This window comes from Synechococcus sp. WH 5701, assembly GCF_000153045.1.
Taxonomy (GTDB): Bacteria; Cyanobacteriota; Cyanobacteriia; order PCC-6307; family Cyanobiaceae; genus Regnicoccus_A; species Regnicoccus_A antarcticus.
In genome coordinates this window covers 1,546,188-1,564,905 of record NZ_CH724159.1, presented here as the reverse complement: position 1 = coordinate 1,564,905, position 18,718 = coordinate 1,546,188, and the positions used below count along the sequence as shown (strand labels likewise).

General features: G+C 68.4%; 20 protein-coding genes. 12 read left to right on the top strand and 8 right to left on the bottom strand.

Annotated elements, in window-relative coordinates:
* The first annotated feature begins 33 nt into the window (after positions 1-33).
* The 7 genes from WH5701_RS08910 to WH5701_RS08880 all read left to right on the top strand — a co-directional run bounded on the left by WH5701_RS08910 (position 34) and on the right by WH5701_RS08880 (position 6,763).
* Positions 34-2,388: a BamA/TamA family outer membrane protein gene (locus tag WH5701_RS08910; RefSeq protein WP_006171913.1), complete on the top strand. Its 2,355-nt coding sequence runs from the start codon at positions 34-36 to the stop codon at positions 2,386-2,388.
* Positions 2,388-3,233, top strand: a complete 846-nt coding sequence (gene lpxC / locus WH5701_RS08905; protein ID WP_006171912.1) for a UDP-3-O-acyl-N-acetylglucosamine deacetylase — start codon at positions 2,388-2,390, stop codon at positions 3,231-3,233. Before WH5701_RS08910 ends, lpxC begins: the two co-directional genes overlap by 1 nt.
* Before the next feature lie 11 nt (positions 3,234-3,244).
* Entirely contained in the window at positions 3,245-3,700 is a 456-nt protein-coding gene (gene fabZ, locus WH5701_RS08900; RefSeq protein ID WP_006171911.1) for a 3-hydroxyacyl-ACP dehydratase FabZ, read from the top strand.
* 4 nt (positions 3,701-3,704) lie between these two features.
* Positions 3,705-4,526 (top strand): acyl-ACP--UDP-N-acetylglucosamine O-acyltransferase, encoded by an 822-nt coding sequence (gene lpxA / locus WH5701_RS08895; RefSeq protein WP_006171910.1) that lies wholly within the window; start codon positions 3,705-3,707, stop codon positions 4,524-4,526.
* Complete coding sequence (gene lpxB, locus WH5701_RS08890; protein ID WP_006171909.1) at positions 4,526-5,713, top strand: lipid-A-disaccharide synthase; 1,188 nt, start codon at positions 4,526-4,528, stop codon at positions 5,711-5,713. The genes lpxA and lpxB overlap by 1 nt, the downstream gene beginning before the upstream one ends.
* Before the next feature lie 86 nt (positions 5,714-5,799).
* A complete protein-coding gene (msrA, locus tag WH5701_RS08885; protein ID WP_006171908.1) occupies positions 5,800-6,426 on the top strand; it encodes a peptide-methionine (S)-S-oxide reductase MsrA in 627 nt (208 codons plus the stop codon).
* Between the two features lie 103 nt (positions 6,427-6,529).
* The gene (locus tag WH5701_RS08880; protein ID WP_006171907.1) at positions 6,530-6,763 is read left to right on the top strand and encodes a hypothetical protein; all 234 of its coding nucleotides are present in this window, start codon (positions 6,530-6,532) and stop codon (positions 6,761-6,763) included.
* Positions 6,764-6,769: 6 nt separating this feature from the next.
* On the opposite strand, the gene WH5701_RS08875 is transcribed toward WH5701_RS08880, so the two are convergent.
* The 4 genes from WH5701_RS08875 to WH5701_RS08860 are packed head-to-tail and all read right to left on the bottom strand — an operon-like array spanning position 6,770 to position 9,925.
* The gene (locus tag WH5701_RS08875; RefSeq protein WP_006171906.1) at positions 6,770-7,039 is read right to left on the bottom strand and encodes a hypothetical protein; all 270 of its coding nucleotides are present in this window, start codon (positions 7,037-7,039) and stop codon (positions 6,770-6,772) included.
* A gap of 32 nt (positions 7,040-7,071) precedes the next feature.
* Positions 7,072-8,547: a leucyl aminopeptidase gene (locus tag WH5701_RS08870; RefSeq protein ID WP_006171905.1), complete on the bottom strand. Its 1,476-nt coding sequence runs from the start codon at positions 8,545-8,547 to the stop codon at positions 7,072-7,074.
* Positions 8,548-8,585: 38 nt separating this feature from the next.
* Positions 8,586-9,242 carry a hypothetical protein gene (locus WH5701_RS08865; RefSeq protein ID WP_006171904.1) on the bottom strand — a complete coding sequence of 219 codons (657 nt, stop codon included), beginning with the start codon at positions 9,240-9,242 and terminating at the stop codon, positions 8,586-8,588.
* Positions 9,239-9,925, bottom strand: coding sequence for a hypothetical protein (locus tag WH5701_RS08860; RefSeq protein WP_006171903.1), 687 nt, complete (start codon positions 9,923-9,925; stop codon positions 9,239-9,241). The genes WH5701_RS08865 and WH5701_RS08860 overlap by 4 nt, the downstream gene beginning before the upstream one ends.
* A gap of 131 nt (positions 9,926-10,056) precedes the next feature.
* On the opposite strand from WH5701_RS08860, the gene WH5701_RS08855 reads away from it, so the two are divergent.
* Genes WH5701_RS08855 through WH5701_RS08835 form a run of 5 tightly spaced genes read left to right on the top strand, consistent with a single transcriptional unit; the run spans position 10,057 to position 14,528 of the window.
* Entirely contained in the window at positions 10,057-10,380 is a 324-nt protein-coding gene (locus WH5701_RS08855; RefSeq protein WP_006171902.1) for a DUF1825 family protein, read from the top strand.
* Positions 10,381-10,427: 47 nt separating this feature from the next.
* On the top strand, positions 10,428-11,663 hold the full coding sequence (gene tyrS, locus WH5701_RS08850) for a tyrosine--tRNA ligase (RefSeq protein ID WP_006171901.1): 1,236 nt from the start codon (positions 10,428-10,430) through the stop codon (positions 11,661-11,663).
* On the top strand, positions 11,660-12,418 hold the full coding sequence (gene pyrF, locus WH5701_RS08845; protein WP_006171900.1) for an orotidine-5'-phosphate decarboxylase: 759 nt from the start codon (positions 11,660-11,662) through the stop codon (positions 12,416-12,418). Before tyrS ends, pyrF begins: the two co-directional genes overlap by 4 nt.
* Before the next feature lie 17 nt (positions 12,419-12,435).
* Positions 12,436-13,131 carry a superoxide dismutase gene (locus WH5701_RS08840; protein WP_006171899.1) on the top strand — a complete coding sequence of 232 codons (696 nt, stop codon included), beginning with the start codon at positions 12,436-12,438 and terminating at the stop codon, positions 13,129-13,131.
* A 32-nt stretch (positions 13,132-13,163) separates the two neighbouring features.
* The gene (locus tag WH5701_RS08835; RefSeq protein WP_006171898.1) at positions 13,164-14,528 is read left to right on the top strand and encodes a 1-acyl-sn-glycerol-3-phosphate acyltransferase; all 1,365 of its coding nucleotides are present in this window, start codon (positions 13,164-13,166) and stop codon (positions 14,526-14,528) included.
* A gap of 14 nt (positions 14,529-14,542) precedes the next feature.
* Here WH5701_RS08835 and WH5701_RS08830 read toward each other — a convergent pair whose 3' ends face one another.
* The 4 genes from WH5701_RS08830 to deoC are packed head-to-tail and all read right to left on the bottom strand — an operon-like array spanning position 14,543 to position 18,715.
* A complete protein-coding gene (locus WH5701_RS08830; protein WP_006171897.1) occupies positions 14,543-15,766 on the bottom strand; it encodes a glycosyltransferase family 4 protein in 1,224 nt (407 codons plus the stop codon).
* Positions 15,767-15,793: 27 nt separating this feature from the next.
* Positions 15,794-17,194 carry an MFS transporter gene (locus tag WH5701_RS08825; protein WP_006171896.1) on the bottom strand — a complete coding sequence of 467 codons (1,401 nt, stop codon included), beginning with the start codon at positions 17,192-17,194 and terminating at the stop codon, positions 15,794-15,796.
* A gap of 13 nt (positions 17,195-17,207) precedes the next feature.
* The gene (gene recO / locus WH5701_RS08820; RefSeq protein ID WP_006171895.1) at positions 17,208-18,035 is read right to left on the bottom strand and encodes a DNA repair protein RecO; all 828 of its coding nucleotides are present in this window, start codon (positions 18,033-18,035) and stop codon (positions 17,208-17,210) included.
* Positions 18,035-18,715, bottom strand: coding sequence for a deoxyribose-phosphate aldolase (gene deoC, locus WH5701_RS08815; protein ID WP_006171894.1), 681 nt, complete (start codon positions 18,713-18,715; stop codon positions 18,035-18,037). Before deoC ends, recO begins: the two co-directional genes overlap by 1 nt.
* Between the last annotated feature and the right edge of the window lie 3 nt (positions 18,716-18,718).

The window sequence follows — 18,718 nt, the reverse complement described above, 5'->3', positions numbered from 1 at the left end:
ATTTGCGGCAATGCCGCTTTGACTCGGAGAACCATGGGTGTCATCACCAACGCCCGCACCAGCACTGCCTTCTCCGATGCCGGGCCTCGGTCCCTGCCGCTCACCCTCTGGCTGGGGCTGCCCCTGCTGGCTTTGCTGGCGCTCCTGACTCCCCTGAGAGCGGCTGCCCAGAGCCAACCGGCCGTCGAAGTGGCCCAGGCCGCCGAGCCGGCTCCCGCCTCTGGCCCGGAGCCGACCACGGCCGCCCCGGAAGCCGGCGAACTGGTCCCTGCAGACGGCACACCGGTTCCTGCACCGGCCGAGACGCCGGCAACCCCACCCACCGGCGAGCCCCCCGCCTCGATCAGCCCCGAAAGCCTCACCCCGGCCAAACCGGATGAACCCAGGGTCCTGGTCAGTGAAGTGGTTGTTCAGGGCCTAGAAGGCCACCCCGAGCGGGAGCGCCTGGAGCTGGCCGTCTACGACGCCATGGTGGTGCGGCCCGGCAGCCGTGTGACGCGCAGCGAGTTGCAGACGGATCTCTCTGCCATCTACGCCAGTGGCTGGTTCTCGGATGTGCGCATCCAGCCCGTGGATGGCCCCCTCGGGGTGCAGGTGGTGGTGATCGCCACCGCCAACCCAGTGCTGCAGAAGGTTGAGTTCGAGGCGGCGAAGGTCAAGCTGCCGCCCGCGGTCCTGGCGGACACCTTCGCTGCGGATTACGGCAGAACCCTCAATCTCAACACCCTGCAGTCCCGCATGCAGGAGCTCCAGAAGTGGTACTCCGATCAGGGTTACTCCCTGGCGCGGGTCACCGGTCCCAACCGGGTGAGTCCTGATGGCACGGTGCTGCTCACGGTTCGCGAGGGCACCGTCGAGGGGGTAGAGGTTCAGTTCCTCAACAAGGAAGGCTCGGCCACCAACGACAAGGACGAACCGATCCGTGGCAAAACCAAGCCCTGGGTCGTCAGCCGCGAGATCTCGATCAAGCCAGGGGAAACCTTCAACCGCCGCAACCTCGAGGACGACATCAAGCGCCTCTACGGCACCGGCCTGTTCGGTGACATCAAGGTGACCCTGCGGCCCGTGCCGGCCAAGCCCGGCGAAGTGGTGATCGTGCTGGGCATCGTCGAGCAGTCCTCGGGTTCCCTCTCCGGCGGCCTGGGTTACAGCCAGAGCCAGGGGGTGTTCGGCCAGATTCAGCTCCAGGACAGCAACCTGCTCGGCCGGGCCTGGGATCTGGGGGTCAACTTCACCTATGGCCAGTTCGGTGGCCTGGCCGACATCTCCTTCACTGATCCCTGGATCAAAGGAGATGCCTACCGCACGGCCTTCCGCGCCCGGGTGTTCCTCAGCCGCGACGTTCCACAGATCTTCCAGAGTCAGAACAACGGCAACATCAACACGGTCTCCGACTTCTACAAGGCACCGGGCACCAATGTTGCTTATAACATCAACAACAACAACAACCCCGAGAGCAAGACCTTCCGCTCGGTGTCCGAAGCCGAATCGCAATCTCCCAACAACAGCTGGTTTGATTACGAAGGCAATTCAGTTGCCATTCAACGTGCTGGCGGCAACATCCAGTTCGTGCGCCCTCTCAACGGCGGTAACCCATTCAAACGGGCGCTCTGGAGTGTGGTTCTCGGCCTCAGTGCACAGGAAGTCACGCCGATGAACTTCACCGGTGCCAACCGCCGCTTCGGCGTGAGCACCAACAATTTCGATGGCTCGGATGCTCCCGTCGACGATGTGATCTGCATCGCTTTCAACTGCGCCCGCAGCAATCAGTTGCTGGCCTTGCGGGTGGCTGCCACCCGCAACAATCTCAACGACCCCCGCAATCCCACCTCCGGTTCCTTCCTCAGCGTCGGCACCGAGCAGTACGTCTCTGTCGGCCCCGATTCGCCGACCTTCAACCGTCTGCGCGCCAGTTACAGCTATTTCATCCCGGTCAACTGGCTGAAGTTCTACAAGGGTTGCCGGCCCAAGCCCGGTGAAACCCCCGACTGCAAGCAGACCCTGGCGTTCCAGTTCTCGGCCGGCACGAATATCGGTGATCTGCCGCCCTACGAAGCCTTCTGTGTGGGGGGCTCCAACTCCGTGCGCGGCTATGCCGACTGCGACATGGGCGTGGGACGCAGCTTCGGTGAAGCCACGATCGAGTACCGCTTTCCCCTGTTCAGCATCGTCAGCGGTGAGCTGTTCGTGGATGGTGGCACGACCTTTGGCAGCCAGTCGGGAGTGCCTGGCAACCCGGGCTCGCTGCTCGACAAGCCCGGCAGCGGCTTCTCGGTGGGTACCGGCCTGATCGTCACCACACCCGTGGGCCCCCTGCGTCTGGAGGTGGCCAGCGAGGGCTTCACCGGCGATTGGCGCTTCAACCTCGGTGTGGGCTGGAAGTTCTAGTGACCGTCTGGCCTGAGGACTACAGCCAGGCCTGGACCCTGGCGACGGCTGTCGAGCGCACAGGCGTTGGTCTGCACAGCGGTAATCCCTGCCGCGTCCGCCTTCAGCCCACCGATACGGCCGGCTACAGGGTGGGCTGGCTGGATGCCCCGGCGCTGGAGCCGGTGGCCCTGCACCCGTCGCAGGTGAGCGACACCCAGCTGTGCACCGCCCTGCGCCTCGACCAGCGTCGTCTGGCCACGGTGGAGCACCTGCTGGCGGCCCTGGCGGGCACGGGCCTCTCCCACCTGGAGCTGCTGGTGGAAGGTGAGGAGGTTCCCGTTCTCGATGGATCCGCCCTGCCCTGGGTGGACGCCATCGCCGAAGCAGGTCTGAGGTGCCTCGGCCACCGCGTGCCACTCCAGCCCTTGAGCGCCCCGATCACCCTGCAGCAGGGCCAGAGCTTCGTCACCGCCTTACCAAGTGAGAGGCCCCGCATCGGGGCCGCGATCGAGTTTCCCCAGGGGGCCATCGGCAGGCAGCTCTACTCCCTTGAGCTCACTCCCACCGCCTTCGTCGAGCAGATCGCGCCGGCCCGCACCTTCGGCTTCCGGGAGCAGATCGATCAGCTCCGGTCCGCCGGTCTGATCCGGGGTGGCGATCTTGAGAACGCCCTGGTCTGTGATGGCGATCACTGGCTCAACCCGCCCCTGCGTTTCCCCCAGGAACCGGTGCGCCATAAGCTCTTGGACCTGCTGGGGGACCTGGCGCTGTCGGGCTTGCCCCAGGCCCAGGTCTTCGCCTTCCGTGGATCCCACGGGCTGCACACTGCCCTGGCGGCGGCCCTGGCCGCTCCGTTCCGCTGACCTGAAGCTCGTTGTCCGTTCCTCCCGCTGGCGCCCCCCTGCTCACCTCCGAGCAGATCCTCAACCTGCTGCCCCACCGTTATCCCTTCGCGCTCGTGGATCGGGTGATCGAGTACGAACCGGGCAAACGGGCCGTTGCCCTCAAGAACGTCACCCTCAATGAGCCCCAGTTCCAGGGCCATTTCCCTGGCCGCCCCTTGATGCCCGGAGTGCTGATCGTGGAGGCCATGGCCCAGGTGGGTGGTCTGATCGTCACCCAGATGCCGGAGTTGCCCAAGGGGTTGTTCGTGTTCGCCGGCATCGACGGGGTGCGTTTCCGCCGGCCGGTGGTGCCCGGTGATCAGTTGCGCATCAGCTGCGAACTGCTCAGTCTCAAACGCAAGCGGTTCGGCAAAGTGAAGGCTGAAGTCACCGTCGACGGAGACCTGGTCTGCTCAGGGGAACTCATGTTCTCCCTGGTTGACTGAGGCCATGACCAGCACAGCCGTGGAAACCACGATTCACCCCACCGCGGTGGTCGACAGCCGCGCCCAGCTTGGCCAGGGCGTTCAGATCGGTCCCTTCGCCGTGATCGGTCCCGACGTGCAGCTCGGCGCCGGCTGCCAGATCGGTCCCCATGTGGTGATCGATGGCCGGGTGACGATGGGCTCCGGTAACCGCATTTTCCCCGGCGCCTGCATCGGCCTCGAACCCCAGGATCTCAAGTACGGCGGTGCCCCCACCGAGGTGGTGATGGGCGACGACAACACCATCCGCGAGTGCGTCACGATCAACCGGGCCACGGCTGATGGTGAGCAGACCCGCCTGGGCAGCGGCAATCTGCTGATGGCCTACAGCCATGTGGGCCACAACTGCCTGCTGGGCGACCGGATCGTGGTGGCCAACAGCGTGGCGATCGCCGGCCATGTGGTGATCGGCGACCGGGCGGTGATCGGCGGAGTGCTCGGCATCCACCAGTTCGTGCACATCGGCAAGCTGGCGATGGTGGGTGGCATGAGCCGCATCGACCGCGACGTGCCCCCGTTCGCGATCGTGGAGGGGCACCCCGGCCGGCTGCGCGGCCTCAACCGGATCGGTCTCAAGCGCAATGGCCTGGTGGACCGGGAGGGCGGAGCCGAGCTCAAGCAACTTCTGGCGGTGTGGAACCGGCTCTACCGCAGCCATGAGGTGCTGGCGGAGGCTCTGGAGCACATCCGCGCCGAAACCCTCCTGCCGGCCTCCGAAGAACTCTGCAGCTTCCTCGAGGCCTCGATCGCCCCAGGACGCCGTGGCCCCCTGCCCCACCAGCGCTGATGGTGCGGCTGCTGATCAGCACCGGGGAGGTGTCGGGGGATCTTCAGGGCGGCCTGCTGATCAAGGCCCTCCACGCCGAGGCCCAGCGACGGGATCTGCCCCTCGAGATCGATGCCCTCGGCGGCGAGCGCATGCGCCAGGCCGGCTCCCATCTCCTGGCCAACACCGCTCCGATGGGGGCCATCGGCCTCTGGGAGGCTCTGCCTCTGGTGCTGCCCACCCTGCGGCTGCAGCGGCGGGTGGGGCGCTGGCTCTCCAGCTGTCCTCCCGACGGGGTTGTGCTGATCGACTACATGGGGGCGAATGTGAGCCTCGGCCGCCGCATTCGCCACCGCTTCCCCGCGGTTCCGATCACTTACTACATCGCTCCCCAGGAATGGGCCTTCCGCCTGGGGGAGGGTGGGACCACTCGTCTGATCGGCTTCACCGATCGAATCCTGGCGATTTTTCCCGAGGAAGCCAGCTTCTATGCCTCCCGCGGTGCACGGGTCACCTGGGTTGGCCATCCTCTGCTCGATACCCTCGGCTCCCCGCCCACCCCTGAGCAGGCCCGCGCAGACCTCGGACTGAGCCCTGGCCAGCAGTTGCTGTTGCTGCTGCCCGCCTCCCGCCCTCAGGAGATGCGCTATCTGATGCCGTCCCTGGCCGTTGCCGCGGCCAAGTTGCAGCGGCTTAGGCCAGGGCTGCGGGTGATGGTGCCGGCCGGGCTGGCCAGCTTCGAGGCTCCCCTGTCCGAGCAACTGGAGCGGGCCGGGGTGGAGGCCACGGTGATTCCTGCCGATCGCGCCGATGCCCTCAAGCCGGTCCTCTGTGCCGCCGCCGATCTGGCCCTGACCAAATCGGGAACAGCCAACCTGGAGCTTGCCCTGCGCGGCGTTCCCCAGGTGGTGAGCTACCGGCTCAGCCGGGTCACCGCCTTCGTGGCCCAGCGGCTGCTGGGCTTCAACGTCCCCCACATCTCTCCGGTGAACCTGGTCTTGGGAGAGCGGCTGGTGCCGGAACTGCTCCAGGACGACCTGACCCCGGAGGCGATCGTGGCCGCGGCTCTGCCCTTGCTGGATCCGAGCCCTGAGCGGACCGGGATGCTGGAGGGCTACGGCCGGCTGCGCGCTCTGCTCGGTGAGCCGGGCGTGACCCGCCGAGCAGCCTGTGAGATCCTCGATCAGCTGACGGGATCCCCGACGTGAAGCCATCAGTCAGTCGCCAGGACGGCCCCGGCCCAGGGTCTGAAGGGAGCCGATTTCAGCCGGATCACCGCCTGCAGAGGTGGTCCATGGGGCTTGCTCCAGTGCTGCTGACGCTGCTGCTGCTCGTGCTCCCCGCCGCACCGGCTCTGGCTGCCGTCGAGGAGGCGGTGCTCGCCGGTGGTTGCTTCTGGTGCCTCGAGCACGATCTGGAAACCCTGCCAGGGGTTGTGGAGGCGGTCAGTGGCTTCAGCGGTGGCAGCGTCAGCAATCCCAGCTATCGCCAGGTGACGGCCGGCGGCACCGGCCACATCGAGAGTGTGCGCGTCCGCTTCGACACGGCACGGATCAGCCTGCCCACGCTCCTGCGCGCCTACTGGCGGAACGTGGACCCCCTCGATGGCGGCGGTCAGTTCTGCGACCGAGGCCCCAGCTACCGGCCCGTGATCTTCAGCCGCGGCACCGTCCAACGGGATCAGGCCCGAGCCAGCCTGGCCTCGGCGGCCCGTGAGCTTGGGGTCAAGCCCAGCGCCATCAAAGTGGAGATCCGGGAGCTCGAGCGTTTCTGGCCCGCCGAGCCTTATCACCAGAACTACGCCGAGCGCAACAAGGTCCAGTACAACTACTACCGCTGGTCCTGCGGCCGCGACCGGCGGCTTGATCAGGTCTGGGGCTCAAGGGCCCGGGGATCGCTGCCGTGGCGCCCGAAGAACTGAAACCACTGGCGCCTGGCTGGAAAGAGGGGGTACTCGCACCCTTCCCAGAATCGGCCAATCCGCCTACGGTAAATCGACACGGAGTCCAGGCTGAGTGTGTTGTATGTATCTGCTGACGATCCGGGATGGTCTGGTGACTCGCCACATCGGGCCTTACACGAGTCCCAAGCAGGCGGTCGATGATCTGGATCGCTTGCTGGCCTCCTTCGGTGAGCGGGCCCGCTGGCAGATCCATGAGCTGGAGGAACCGGGCAGCCTGCTGGACAAGCCCAAGGCTCCGAAGGGACGGGAGCCCCAGTCGTTGATGGGTGCTGCGGCGAGCCCGGTCGCCGCCTGAGCCGCTTCAGTTGGGGTTGCCTGCCCCAGTGCGGGGGGCGCGGGGGTAGCCGCGCAGCAGTCCGCTTTCCACCATCAGGCCGACGCCTGCGGTCACGCAGATCAGGCCGAGGGTTCCGTACCAGAACCAGGGGCCAGGTGCCGCCAGTTTCTGGTTGAGTGCTGCCAGCTGCAGAGTGCGGCGGGTGATGGCCTCTCCCACCAGGCAGAGACCCAGCGGCAGGAGCAGGACCCCCAGCTGAGCGCGGATGTACCAGCGGATCTTCTGGGCAGCCATGGCGTCGGGGTCCGGCGTCAGCGTTGCCAACCTTACGCCGCACCCCCTCGGCTCACCCATTCCACGAGGGTACGGACGCCGAAGCCTGTGGCGCCAGCGGGGTCCAGGCCCCGTCCCTTGTCACTCCAGACCGTGCCGGCGATGTCCAGGTGGGCCCAGGCCAGGTCGGCAGGCACGAAATCCTGAAGGAAGAGCGCGGCAGTGATGGCCCCGCCTGGGCGGGGTCCGGTGTTCTTCATGTCGGCCACCGGGCTCTTGAGCCCCTTTTTGTAGGAGGCCTGCAACGGCATCCGCCAGAAGGCCTCCCCACCGCTGCGGCCCGCCTCCAGCAGGGCTTCGGCCAGGTTGTCGCTGGGGGACCAGAGGCCGGCGATTTCCTCGCCCAGAGCGATCACACAGGCTCCGGTGAGCGTGGCCAGATCAACCACGGCATCGGGTTCCAGCTTGGCTGCGTACACCAGGGCATCGGCGAGGGTGAGACGCCCCTCGGCGTCGGTGTTGTTCACCTCGATCGTCTTGCCGTTGGAGGCGGTGAGGATGTCGCCGGGGTGGATCGCCTCGCCGCTGATCATGTTTTCGCAGGCGGCCACGATCACGTGCACCTCCACGTCCGCCGGCCGCAGTTCGGCGATCGCCCGGGCTGCCCCCAGCACCGCGGCACTGCCGCCCATGTCGTACTTCATCATCTCGATCTGGGATCCGCCGGTCTTGAGGTTGTAGCCGCCCGAATCGAAGGTGAGTCCCTTGCCGATCAGCACCAGCCGCCGGCTGGAGCCACCCTCAGGGCGGTAGGTGAGATGAATGAATTTGGGAGGGAGGCTGGAGCCCTGGGCTACCCCGAGATAGGCACCCATGCCGAGGGCTTCGCAGTCGGAGCGCTCCAGCACCTTCAGTTCCAGTCCGAACTCCCCGGCGATGGCCGCGGCGGTGTCCGCGAGGGCTTGGGGGGTGACCACGTTCGGTGGCGCCGCCACCAGCTGCCGCGCCAGCTCCACGCCCGCGCAGGTGGCTGACACTCCCTCTAGGCCGGCGGCGGCCCCGGCGGCCAGGCCCAGCAGGCTCACGGCCTCTGGGATCGGCTTGGGCTCGGCCTCACTGCGGAAGCGCTGATCGTCGTAGAGGCTCAGGCGCACGGCTTCGGCCATCGCCCGCGCCGCTGCTAAGGGCTCCAGGCCCTCGGTGGGCAGGGCCAGGCCCAGCTCGCGGCCAGGGCCCGCCGCCTTGGCGATGGCGGCTGCTCCGCTGCGCAGGGCGTCGAGATCGAAGCGGCCCGGTTCTCCCAGGCCCACCAGCAGCAGCCGCAGGGGAGTGGGCTGGAGCTGGGTGAGGCTGACGCACTCGCCCGGCTTGCCCTTGAAGCTCTGGCGCTCCAGCAGCTCCCGCAGTCCGGGTCCGAAGCGTGCTTCGAGGGCCTCGAGGCGTTCGCCCGTCTCCCCCTGGAACAGGCCGACACCGAGGGTGTCACCGCTCCACTCGGCCAGCGGGGTGGAGGGACAGCTGAACTGCATGGGGGCGGAACATCGGGCCGCGATCGTAGCGACGGCGATCAGACGGGATCATTGGTGAACGGGGTGCTCCAGCGCTGGCGGGTCTCTTTGTTGAAGGGCGGTTGCCAGCGGCGGATCAGGGCCTGCTCCAGGGCTCGTCTGGCGCGCACCCCGGCTGGCACGTCGCAGCAGAAGCGAATGCTGCAGCGGCACTCCAGGCCCACATGGCCCATGGCCTCGGCATAGGCCGCCAGGTAGCCCTTGCAGTCGTGCTCCCCTTTCCAGCGCCGGTCGGCCTGGCCGGTCTCGCCCACGTAGAGCAGCAGCGGCGCGGCCAGCCGCGCCGGCCGGTCCATCACCAGGTAGAGGGCAGGGCCCAGCTGGGGCGGCTCGGGCCAGCGCCAGAACTGCAGGTTCTGGGCCTCGAAGGCCAGTGGATCGAAACGGGCGGCCCGCTCCTGGGGATCCTCCACGCCGTTGCGGTTGCCGTTGCCGTCGTCACTGCTGTCGCCGCTGGTTCCGCTGCCAAAGAGGCTGCCCTGCTGATGCTCGCTGGCGCTGCCCTCGAACAGGGGCCCCTGAAACTCAGCCAGCCGCCGCTGCCACTCCAGCAGCTGCTCTCGCAGCAGCGGCGGCGCCGTTGGCCCCACGCTGTCGCCACCCGGCGGGGCGCCGCCCTGGAACAGCTCCTGCTGGCGTCCTCTGGCCACGCTCAAAGGGGGGCCGGTGGCCGGGGCGGCCTCGGCAACTCCGGGCCGATGGGGCCCTGGCCGAAGCTCACCCGCCCGATCAGGCCCTCCACCAGCTCGGCCGGCAGTTGCAATCGCTGCTGGAGATCAGCCAGGTCGCGGAAGGGGGCGCGGCTGCGCTCCTGCAACAGGCGCCGGCAGCGGGCCTCCTCCAGAGCGAGCTGGGCCCCGAGCTGCTCGGCCCTGCAGCGGTTCAGATCGAGTGCTGCCGGTCGTGCCGCCGGCGCGTCGCCATACCAACGGAACTCCAGCAACGGCGTCCAGCTGCGGATCAGCTCCCCGTCGAGGCCGAGCAGGTTCTGGAGATCCTCCGGCCCGCTCAGCTGCACGCCACCGCTCTGCAAACGCAGCAGCAGGTCCACTTGGGTGGGAGTGCAGCCCGGCAGGCGCAGCCAGTCGGCGGGGGTGGCCCGGTTCACATCCAGGCGCCAGCCCAGGGACGCGGCCTGGCGGACCTCCTGGGCATTCTTCAGCCGCAGGCCTGGATTCTGAGCGAGTTTGAGGGCCAGCAGGTCGCGCTCGATGCTGTCGTCGCCTGTGCTCGCGGTCTCCGGGGCGTCGGCCTTCGGGGGGGCGGGCGCACGGCGGATCTGGCCCGTGGCCTCGAGCAGGCTGCGGGCGAGGGGATCCAACCAGTGCCCTTTGGCCATGGCGGTAGCCCAGCTCCGTTCAACTGGGGCGAAGTTAGCGGCTGCGGGGTGGCTGTTACGCCAATCCGTACTCGCCCCCGGCGGTGGAGCCCCCCAGAATCGACGTCAATGCTTCATGCCTGGCACGCCCCATGGCCTTCTTCGAATCCGAGATCGTTCAGGACGAGGCCAAACGGCTGTTCACCGATTACCAGCAGATGACCCAGCTGGGGGGCGATTACGGCAAGTTCGACCGGGAAGGGAAAAAGCTGTTCATCGACCAGATGGAGGACCTGATGGGCCGCTATCAGGTGTTCATGAAGCGCTTCGAACTCTCCGAGGATTTCCAGGCGAAGCTCACCGTCGAGCAGCTGCGCACCCAGCTGGGGCAGTTCGGCATGACGCCCGAGCAGATGTTCACTCAGATGCACCAGACCCTGGAGCGGATGAAGCGCGAACTTGAGGCCAGCTCCTGAGCCTGGCGGGCGGCTGCCTACGATCCGCCCCGATGCAAGGTGCACAGATGGGGGAGGCATTGCCGCCTTGGCTGAAGCGGGGACTGGCCGACCTCTTCCCCGCCGGAGAGTCGGGTGATCCGGATCAATCCCTTGCCGCCCGGCTGAAGCAGGCCGCCGGAGCCCAGCGGCCCCTGCGCATCAAGCTCGGCATCGATCCCACCGGCAGCGACATCCATCTCGGTCACTCGATCCTGTTCCGCAAGTTGCGGGCTTTCCAGGATGCCGGCCACACCGCCGTGCTGATCATCGGCGACTTCACTGCCCGCATCGGCGATCCCAGCGGCAGGAGCGCCACCCGAGTTCAGCTGAGCGCGGCCGAGGTGGAGGCCAATGCCGACACCTACCTGGTGCAGCTGGGTCTGGGGCAACCCCCGGAGCAGTCTTTGCTTGATTTCACCACTCCGGGCCGCCTGGAGGTACGCCGCAACAGCGAGTGGCTGGCGGGTCTGGATCTGCCCCAGGTGATCGAGCTGCTGGGCACCTCCACGGTGGGTCAGATGCTGGCCAAGGAGGAGTTCGCCAACCGTTACGGCTCAGGTACCCCCATCTCCCTGCACGAGTTCCTCTATCCGTTACTCCAGGGCTACGACTCGGTGGCCGTGGCCTCCGACCTGGAGCTGGGGGGGACCGACCAGAAATTTAACGTGGCCATGGGCCGCGACCTCCAGCGCCATTTCGGCCAGCGGCCCCAGTTCGGTCTGCTGTTGCCGATCCTGCCGGGTCTCGACGGGGTGCAGAAGATGAGCAAGAGCCTGGGCAACACCGTGGGCCTGAAGGAAGGGCCGCTGGCGATGTATTCCAAGTTGGAGAAAGTGCCCGATGCGGTGGCTGAGCAGTACCTGACCCTGCTCACCGACCTGGATCCGGACCACTGGCCAACCAGCCCGCGGGAGCGCCAGAAGGCCCTGGCCCTGGCGATCACGGCGGCGCGTCATGGCCTGGAGGCCGCCAGCGCCGCCCAGGCCGATGCCGCCAACCTGGTGGCTGGGGAGATGGCGGCCCAAACGGTCCCGGAGACCTCCCTCGCCCCCGTCACCTTCCCGGCCAAGGCCTTCCATCTGCTCAGTGCCCTTGGCCTCTGCGCCAGCAGCAGCGAGGCGCGGCGTCAGATCCAGGGCGGTGGGGTGCGCCTCGATGGCGAGAAGCTCACGGATGTGAACCGCAGCTTCAGCGCCGCCTCCGAGCTGGAGGGCCGGGTGCTGCAACTGGGCAAGAAGACCTTTCTGCGGCTGGTGGCATGAGCAGCAGCACCACGATCATCCCAGGGACCAGCGGTCCTGCTGCGGACAGGATCATCGTGGCCCTCGATCGCCCTGATGCCGCCTCGGCCCTGGCGCTGGTGGCCTCGATTCCCGATCTGCTCTGGGTGAAGGTGGGGCTGGAGCTGTTCTGCTCAGCCGGCCCCGACGTGGTCAGGCAGCTCCGCGGCGAGGGCCTGCGGGTGTTCCTTGATCTCAAATTCCACGACATCCCGGCCACCATGGCCGGGGCCTGCCGCAGTGCCGCTCGGCTCGGGGCGGAGCTGATCACGGTCCATGCCTGCTCAGGGCGCGAAGCCCTGGCGGCGGCCCAGGCCGGTGCCTGCGAGGGGGCGGCCCAGGAGGGACTGGAAGCCCCCACCCTGCTGGCGGTCACCGTGCTCACCAGCTGGGATGCGGCGCGCTTCAGGGCCGAGCTGGCGATGGCGGAATCCCCCGAGGACTACGTGCCCCGCCTGGCGGCACTGGCGGTGGCCGCCGGCATCGGCGGCGCTGTCTGCTCTCCCCAGGAGGTGGCGGTCCTGCGCCGGGCCCACCCCGAGCCCTTCGCCCTGGTCACCCCCGGCATCCGTCCTGCCGGAGCGCCGGCAGGCGATCAGCGGCGGGTGATGACCCCTGCGGACGCCATCAGCGCCGGAGCCAGCCGGCTGGTGATCGGCCGGCCGATCAGCGCCGCCGCCGATCCAGCTGCCGCCTTTGCGGCCTGCTGCGCCGAGCTGTCCATACTTGGCCTGTGATCACACGGGCCGAACCGATGCGACGGATCCTTGCCGCTCTGGTGGCCCTGCCGCTGCTGGTGCTGCTGCTCTGGCCCGGCCATGGGGCCTGGGCGGCGGCGCCAGCCTTCACGCTCCCGGCGCTTCCCTATGCCGCCAATGCCCTGGAGCCGGCGATCGATGCCACCACGATGACGATCCACCACGACCGTCATCACCAGGCCTACGTGGACAACCTCAACGCTGCCTTGGCCAGGGATCCGGCCCTGAGGGGCCTTGATCTCGAAGAGCTGCTGGCGCGGGCTTCTGGAGCCCCGGAGGCTGTGCGCAACAACGCCGGCGGCCACTGGAACCATTCGTTTTTCTGGGCCTCGCTCACCCGGCCCGGACAGGGAGGTGAGCCCAGCTCAGCCTTGCAAGAGGCCCTGGTCCGCGACTTCGGCTCGATCGAGCAGTTCCGTGCTGCCTTCCGGGCTGCGGGTCTGGCTCGCTTCGGCTCGGGCTGGGTGTGGCTGATCACTGATTCGGAGGGCAAGCTTCAGGTGGTCTCCACCCCAAACCAGGACAATCCCCTGATGGACCTGGCTCCGGTGGGCGGCACGCCCCTGCTGGCCAACGACGTCTGGGAGCACGCCTACTACCTCAAGTACCAGAACCGCCGCGCCGACTACCTCGACGCCTGGTGGTCCGTGGTCGATTGGTCGGTGGTGTCCGATCGCTATGCCACCCGCTAGCGCCTCCCCTTATCGCCGCCCACTGACCACCGATGCCCCGCGCAGGGATCCAGGCCGCCCAACCGGCTCTTCGCTTCATCCCGCCGGACTACAACCGCTGGGTGCACTGGCTCTGCCGGGCAGCTTTGCCATGGCTGTTGCGCTCCCGGGGTCTGGTGCACTTCGAGACCAGCGGCAGCGAGAGCCTCGCCACCCTGTTCGCCGAGGCCCAGAGCGGCCGCAGTCGCTTGCTGATTGCCTTCCGCCATCCCAGCACCACCGACCCGCTGGTGATGGCCCAGCTGCTCTGGCGGGAGGTTCCCCGGGCGGCCAGACGCCATGGGCTGAGCCTGAAGGCCCCGGTTCACAGCCAGTTTCTCTACGACCGCGGTATTCCCCTCTGGGCGGGGGATGCCGCTGGCTGGATCCTCTCCAAGCTGGGCGGCATCCCGATCCAGCGGGGCAAGCTCGACCGCCTCGCCCTCAAGACGGCCCGCGACCTCTTTGCCCACGGCTCCTTCCCCCTGGCGATCGCCCCGGAGGGGGCCACCAACAACCACGGCGAGCTGCTCAGTCCCCTTGAGCCCGGTCTGGCCCAGATGGCCTTCTGGTGTTGTGAGGATCTGGCGGCGGCTGGGCGCCACGAGCGGGTGCTGATCGTGCCGATCGGCCTTCAATACTTCTCGACCAGCGACGACTGGGGAGCGATCGATCGCCTGCTGGGGCGCCTGGAGGACCTGCTCGGCCCCTCCACCGCCACAGTGGCAGCAAGCTCAAGCGCCGTCTCCGAGCTGCCCGCCGACCCCGATCAGGCCCCAGAGCACCGCTACCAACGGCTGATTGCCCTCTCCGAGCAGCTGCTCACCCTGCTGGAGGGGTTCTATCAACTCCGTGACGATGGTCCAGCGGCTGATTTCTTCGAGCGGCTGAGCCGCCTGCGGGACCACGCCCTGGCCGTGGCTGAGGACCACTTCCAGCTCTCCCCCAGGGGCAGCGTCATTGAGCGCTGCCGCCGCATCGAGCAGGCGGCCTGGGCCTGCATCTACCGCGACGACCTGGACGAACTCTCTGAAGTGGAGCGCAGCCTGGCCGACTGGTCGGCGCAGGAAGCCGACATCCGGATGGGCCACATGCGCCTGGCGGAGCACTTCGCCACATTGAGCGGCTCCTACGTGGCCGAGAAGCCCAGCATCGACCGCTACGGAGAGGTGTTGATGATCCTGTGGCGGGCGGTCGCCTGGATCCGTGGCCGTGAGGAGGAGCGTCCGCCCGCTCTCGGCCCCTGGCGGGTGCGCATGGCGGTGGCGGAGCCCATTGATGTGCTCGAGCGCAGTGGTGCCTACCGCCGCGACCGCCGCGGGGCCGTGGAGCGGCTCACCACTGAGCTGCGCGAGCGGCTGGAGGCGGCGATCGGCTAAGGCAAGGCTGAGGCTCAGGCGGCGAGGCTGCCCTGGGGCACGAGCTCGGCGTAGAGCTGCTCAAGCTGCTCGATGTTCCTGGCCAGGGTGTAGCGCTCCAGGACCCGCTCCCGGGCGCGGCGGCCCAGCTCGGTGGTCAGCACCGGCTGGTCGCGCAGAACCGGAAGCAGCGTACGCAGCTGGGTGGTCACGCCCTGGGTGCTGATCACGATGCCGGCCCCTCCCTCCAGAACTTCGCCGTCGGCGCCGGCATCGGTGGCCACGCAGGCGGTGCCGCTGGCCATCGCCTCCAGCAGGGCCAGGGAGAGCCCCTCCACCAACGAGGGCAGCAGGAAGACATCCGCCGCCTGCAGCAGGGCTACCCGTTGCTGCAGGTTCGCTTCGTAGCCCCACCAGAGCACGTCGTGCTCGTCGGTGTTGCCCTGCAGGGCCTGACGCAGAGGGCCATCTCCGACGATCACCAGCAGGCAGCCAGCCGGCCGCACCAGCCGCCAGGCGCGCAGCAGTGCTTCCACGTTCTTCTCGGTGGCCAGCCGTCCCATGTAGAGGAAGAGGCGGCGCTGGCCCAGGCGGGCTCGAAGGCTGGCCAGTTCCCGTGAGGGTGCTGCCGGGTCGGGGGGGCACCACAGGCCGGGATCGACCCCGTTGGGGATCACCGCCAGCCGCTCCTCGCGCACCCCCAGCCGCGCCAGCACCTCGGCCTGCAGCTCGGAGAAGACGATCACCCGATCGAAACGAGCCAGGGTCGGGGCGTAGAGCTGGTAGGTGAGCTGCTGAGTTCCGGCGGTGATGTTGCGCAGGCCGGCATCAAAGGCGGGATGGAACGTCGCCACCAGCGGCACTCCCAGGTGCTGGCAGAGATCCGGCAGGCGGAAGTCCAGGGGGGAGAGGGTGAGGCTGGCGTGAACCAGGTCGGGGCGCAGGCGCTCCAATGATTCGCGCAGCTCCCGCTGGGCTCCCGGCGAGGGAATCGTGTACACCTGGGACTTCACCAGGTAGGGCAGCGTCACATCATCCGCCCCAGTCCTGGCGGGATCCGTTGGGACAGGGCTGCTGGGTTGGCTGCCCTCCACCTGTTGGCCCGTATCCCAGGAGCGCCCCAGGCCGGCGGCGGGGGTGTCGAAGTGGATGAAACTGACCTGATGGCCGTGTTGCCGGAGCCGCTCGGTGGTGGAGAGGCTGTAGGTGACGTTGCCGCAGAAGGGTGACTTCTTGCCCAGCCAGGCGATGTGGGCCAACGCTTCAGGCCTCGTCCTTGGGGAACGCTAGCAGCGCTGCCAGGGCTTCTCGATCAGTATCGCGATCATGGTGATCGCGGCCAGTCCCCACAGCACCGGCATCAGTCCATAGCGGCTCACCACCGCTCCAGCCAGCACCAGGGGCAGGCTGAGCGCCACGTTGATCAGGTTGTTCTGCAGGCCGAAGACCTTGCCGCGCATCGCTTCGGGAGTGTCGTCCTGGATGGTGGTCTGCGATGGGATCGCGACCAGCGCCGCGCCGATGCCGAGCAGGCCGCAGAGGCCGAGGGTGAGCCAAAGGCTTCCCCGTCCCTGGCCGAGCAGCACCAGACTGAAGGCAATCAGCGCCAGGCCGGTGGAGGCCATGCGTCGGCGGTTGAGGCCCTGGCCCAACTGGGCCACGCCGAGGGCGCCGCAGGCCATGCCCACGCCACTCATGGCCAGCAGGGTGCCGAAGCGGGTGGGGCCCAGCCCTTCGATGGCCGAAGCCAGGCTGATGGCCAGCACATAGAGGGCCGCCAGGATGCTGTACAGCAGCACAAGCTGCAACAGGGCCCGCCGCACGCTGACCCGTTCGCGCAGCACCTCGATGCCCTCGGCGATCTCATTCCAGACGCTGGTGCCCCGCTCCACCCGTTCCGGCTCCTCCATCCGGATCGTGCTGATGCACAGGGCCGCCAGCCCATAGCAGAGCGGCAGCAGCACGAATTCCCCGCCACTGATGCCGATCCCCCTGAGGCTCGAGCGCAGCAGCCGCAGCACCGGGTCACCGAGGGCGAAACCAACGATCGTGGCCCCCATGCTGGTGGCCTGATAGAGCGACATGGCCGCGAGCATGCGTGGTCTCGGGACCAGCAGAGGGATTGCCGCCTGCTCGGCGGGCGCGAAGAACTGGGTGAGCACCGACTCCAGGAAGGTCATGGCCACCAGGCCCCAGTAGCCCCAGCTCAGCCCCAGCAACTGGGGCCCGGGCAGCAGCGCCAGAGGGGCCAGCAGGGCGAGTCCGGCCCGCAGGCCGTTGGAGGCCACCATCACCTGGCGCTTGGGCCAGCGGTCGGCCCAGACACCGGCCACGGTGCCCAGCACCATCGCCGGCACGGTGTTGGCCACATAGATCCCCGTGGCCAGCAGGGTGATCATCTGGGCGCGGGTTTCCAGATCAAGCCGCAGGCTGGCCGCCGCCTCGGCCAGCACCATGTTGTTCTGGGGGGTGTCCGTGACCCAGTACTGGGCGATCAGGAACACCATCAGCACGATGTAGAACTTGTCGGCCAGCTGGGAGAAGATCTGCCCCAGCCAGAGCCTGCGGAAATCAGGGAGGGCCAGTACGGCCTGCAGCCCGTCGGTGCGTGAGCCGCTGCCCTCCGCAACGGCCGGGCGGGTCTCCTCGGAAGGGTCCGGAGGGGGCGTGGCGGTCGGCCGGGACAATCCGCTCCAGGTGTCAGTCGTTCGGCGGCAATGATGGCGCAGCGCCATGGTGTCCCTGAGCCTCGGCGCCGAAGCAGCCCTTCAGCAGGCGCAGGGCTTTCCCCCGGCGGCCGAGGTGCTCCTGGCACCACACCTGCACCAGCTCCAGCAGCCGCAGCCAGACCCAGGCCGGTCCCATCAGGGTGCCGTCGTGGCAGCGGGGGAGACCGGGCCGTGGCAGCCGTTGCAGCAGGGCCAGCTCGGAAGCGTTCAGCACCAGCATCGCCCCGGCCAGCGCGCCGATCACCAGCCCCTCACTGGGCAACAGGCTGCAACGCCAGTCGCGGTTGCCCAGGGGAGGGGCCAGGGGCTCGCCGCTGCGGGCACAGCGCTGGAGCGGCAGCCCGTAGCCCCCCAGCGCCAGAAGGTGCACGTGCCCCTGCACGGCGATGGCCAGCGCTTCGAGGTTGTCCTGGCGCTCGGACACCACCAACTCCAGGCGGCGCAGCTGCAGGGTGAGGTCGCCGAGGGCTCCGGCCACCCCATCCCCGTCGGGCACCAGGCGCAGGCAGAGCTCCGCCAGCGACTGGGCGGCGGCGAGGGTTTCCAGGCGCTGCCCCAGCTGCCCGAAGCTGTGGATGACCCGAAGCTGGCGCACCCGACGCAGGCCGCGGCCACCGCCGACCTGGAGCCGCAACTGGGACAGGGGCACCGCCGCCGCCAGGCTGCTGCGGGGGCGCCGGGCCCCCGGCACCGCCAGGCGGCTGAGGCCACCGTCTTCGCTGAGCAGGGTGAGCAGCCGGTCGTGCTCCCCGAGGGGGCCGCATTTCAGCGAGAGACCCTCCAGCGATTCCTCGGGCATCAGGCCGGGGCGCGCAGGGCCTCAATCAGGGCCACGCCGCGGCTGGTCCCAAGGCGTGTGGCACCGGCGGCCACCAGATCCAGGGCCTGCTCCAGCTCGGCAATGCCACCGGAAGCCTTGATCCCCGCCCGCCCCCGGGCCAGCTCGCGCAGGTGGGCCACCTGCTCCGGCGTCACGGGTGGTCCGAAGCCACTGCCGGTCTTGAGATAAGCGGCTCCCGCATCGATCGAGGCCTCCACCAGCAGCTCCAGGGCGGCGGGATCCAGCCGGCCCACCTCCTGGATCACCTTCACCGGCAGGCCGAGTTCCACGATCGACCCCAGCTCCTGGTAGATCGAGCTGCCATCGCCATCGGCGAGGGCGCCGAAATCGGGCACCACATCGAGTTCGTCGGCGCCCGCGCTGGCGGCGGCCTCCGCTTCCGCCAGTTTGATCGAGGCCGGCACCGCGCCGAAGGGGAAGGCCACCACAGCCACCAGCTTGACGGCACCAGGAGCCCCGAGACGTTCGCGGGCGGCAGCCACCCAGCGGGAGGAGATGCACACTGCTGCAAAGCCGTAGTGCCGCGCCTGATCACAGGCCTGATGCACGCTCTCGAGGCCCCGGTGGGGATCAAGGAGGGCATGTTCAATCAGTGGGGCCAGATCGGGCAGGGGCGCCCTGAGCCTTGAATCACGCATCAC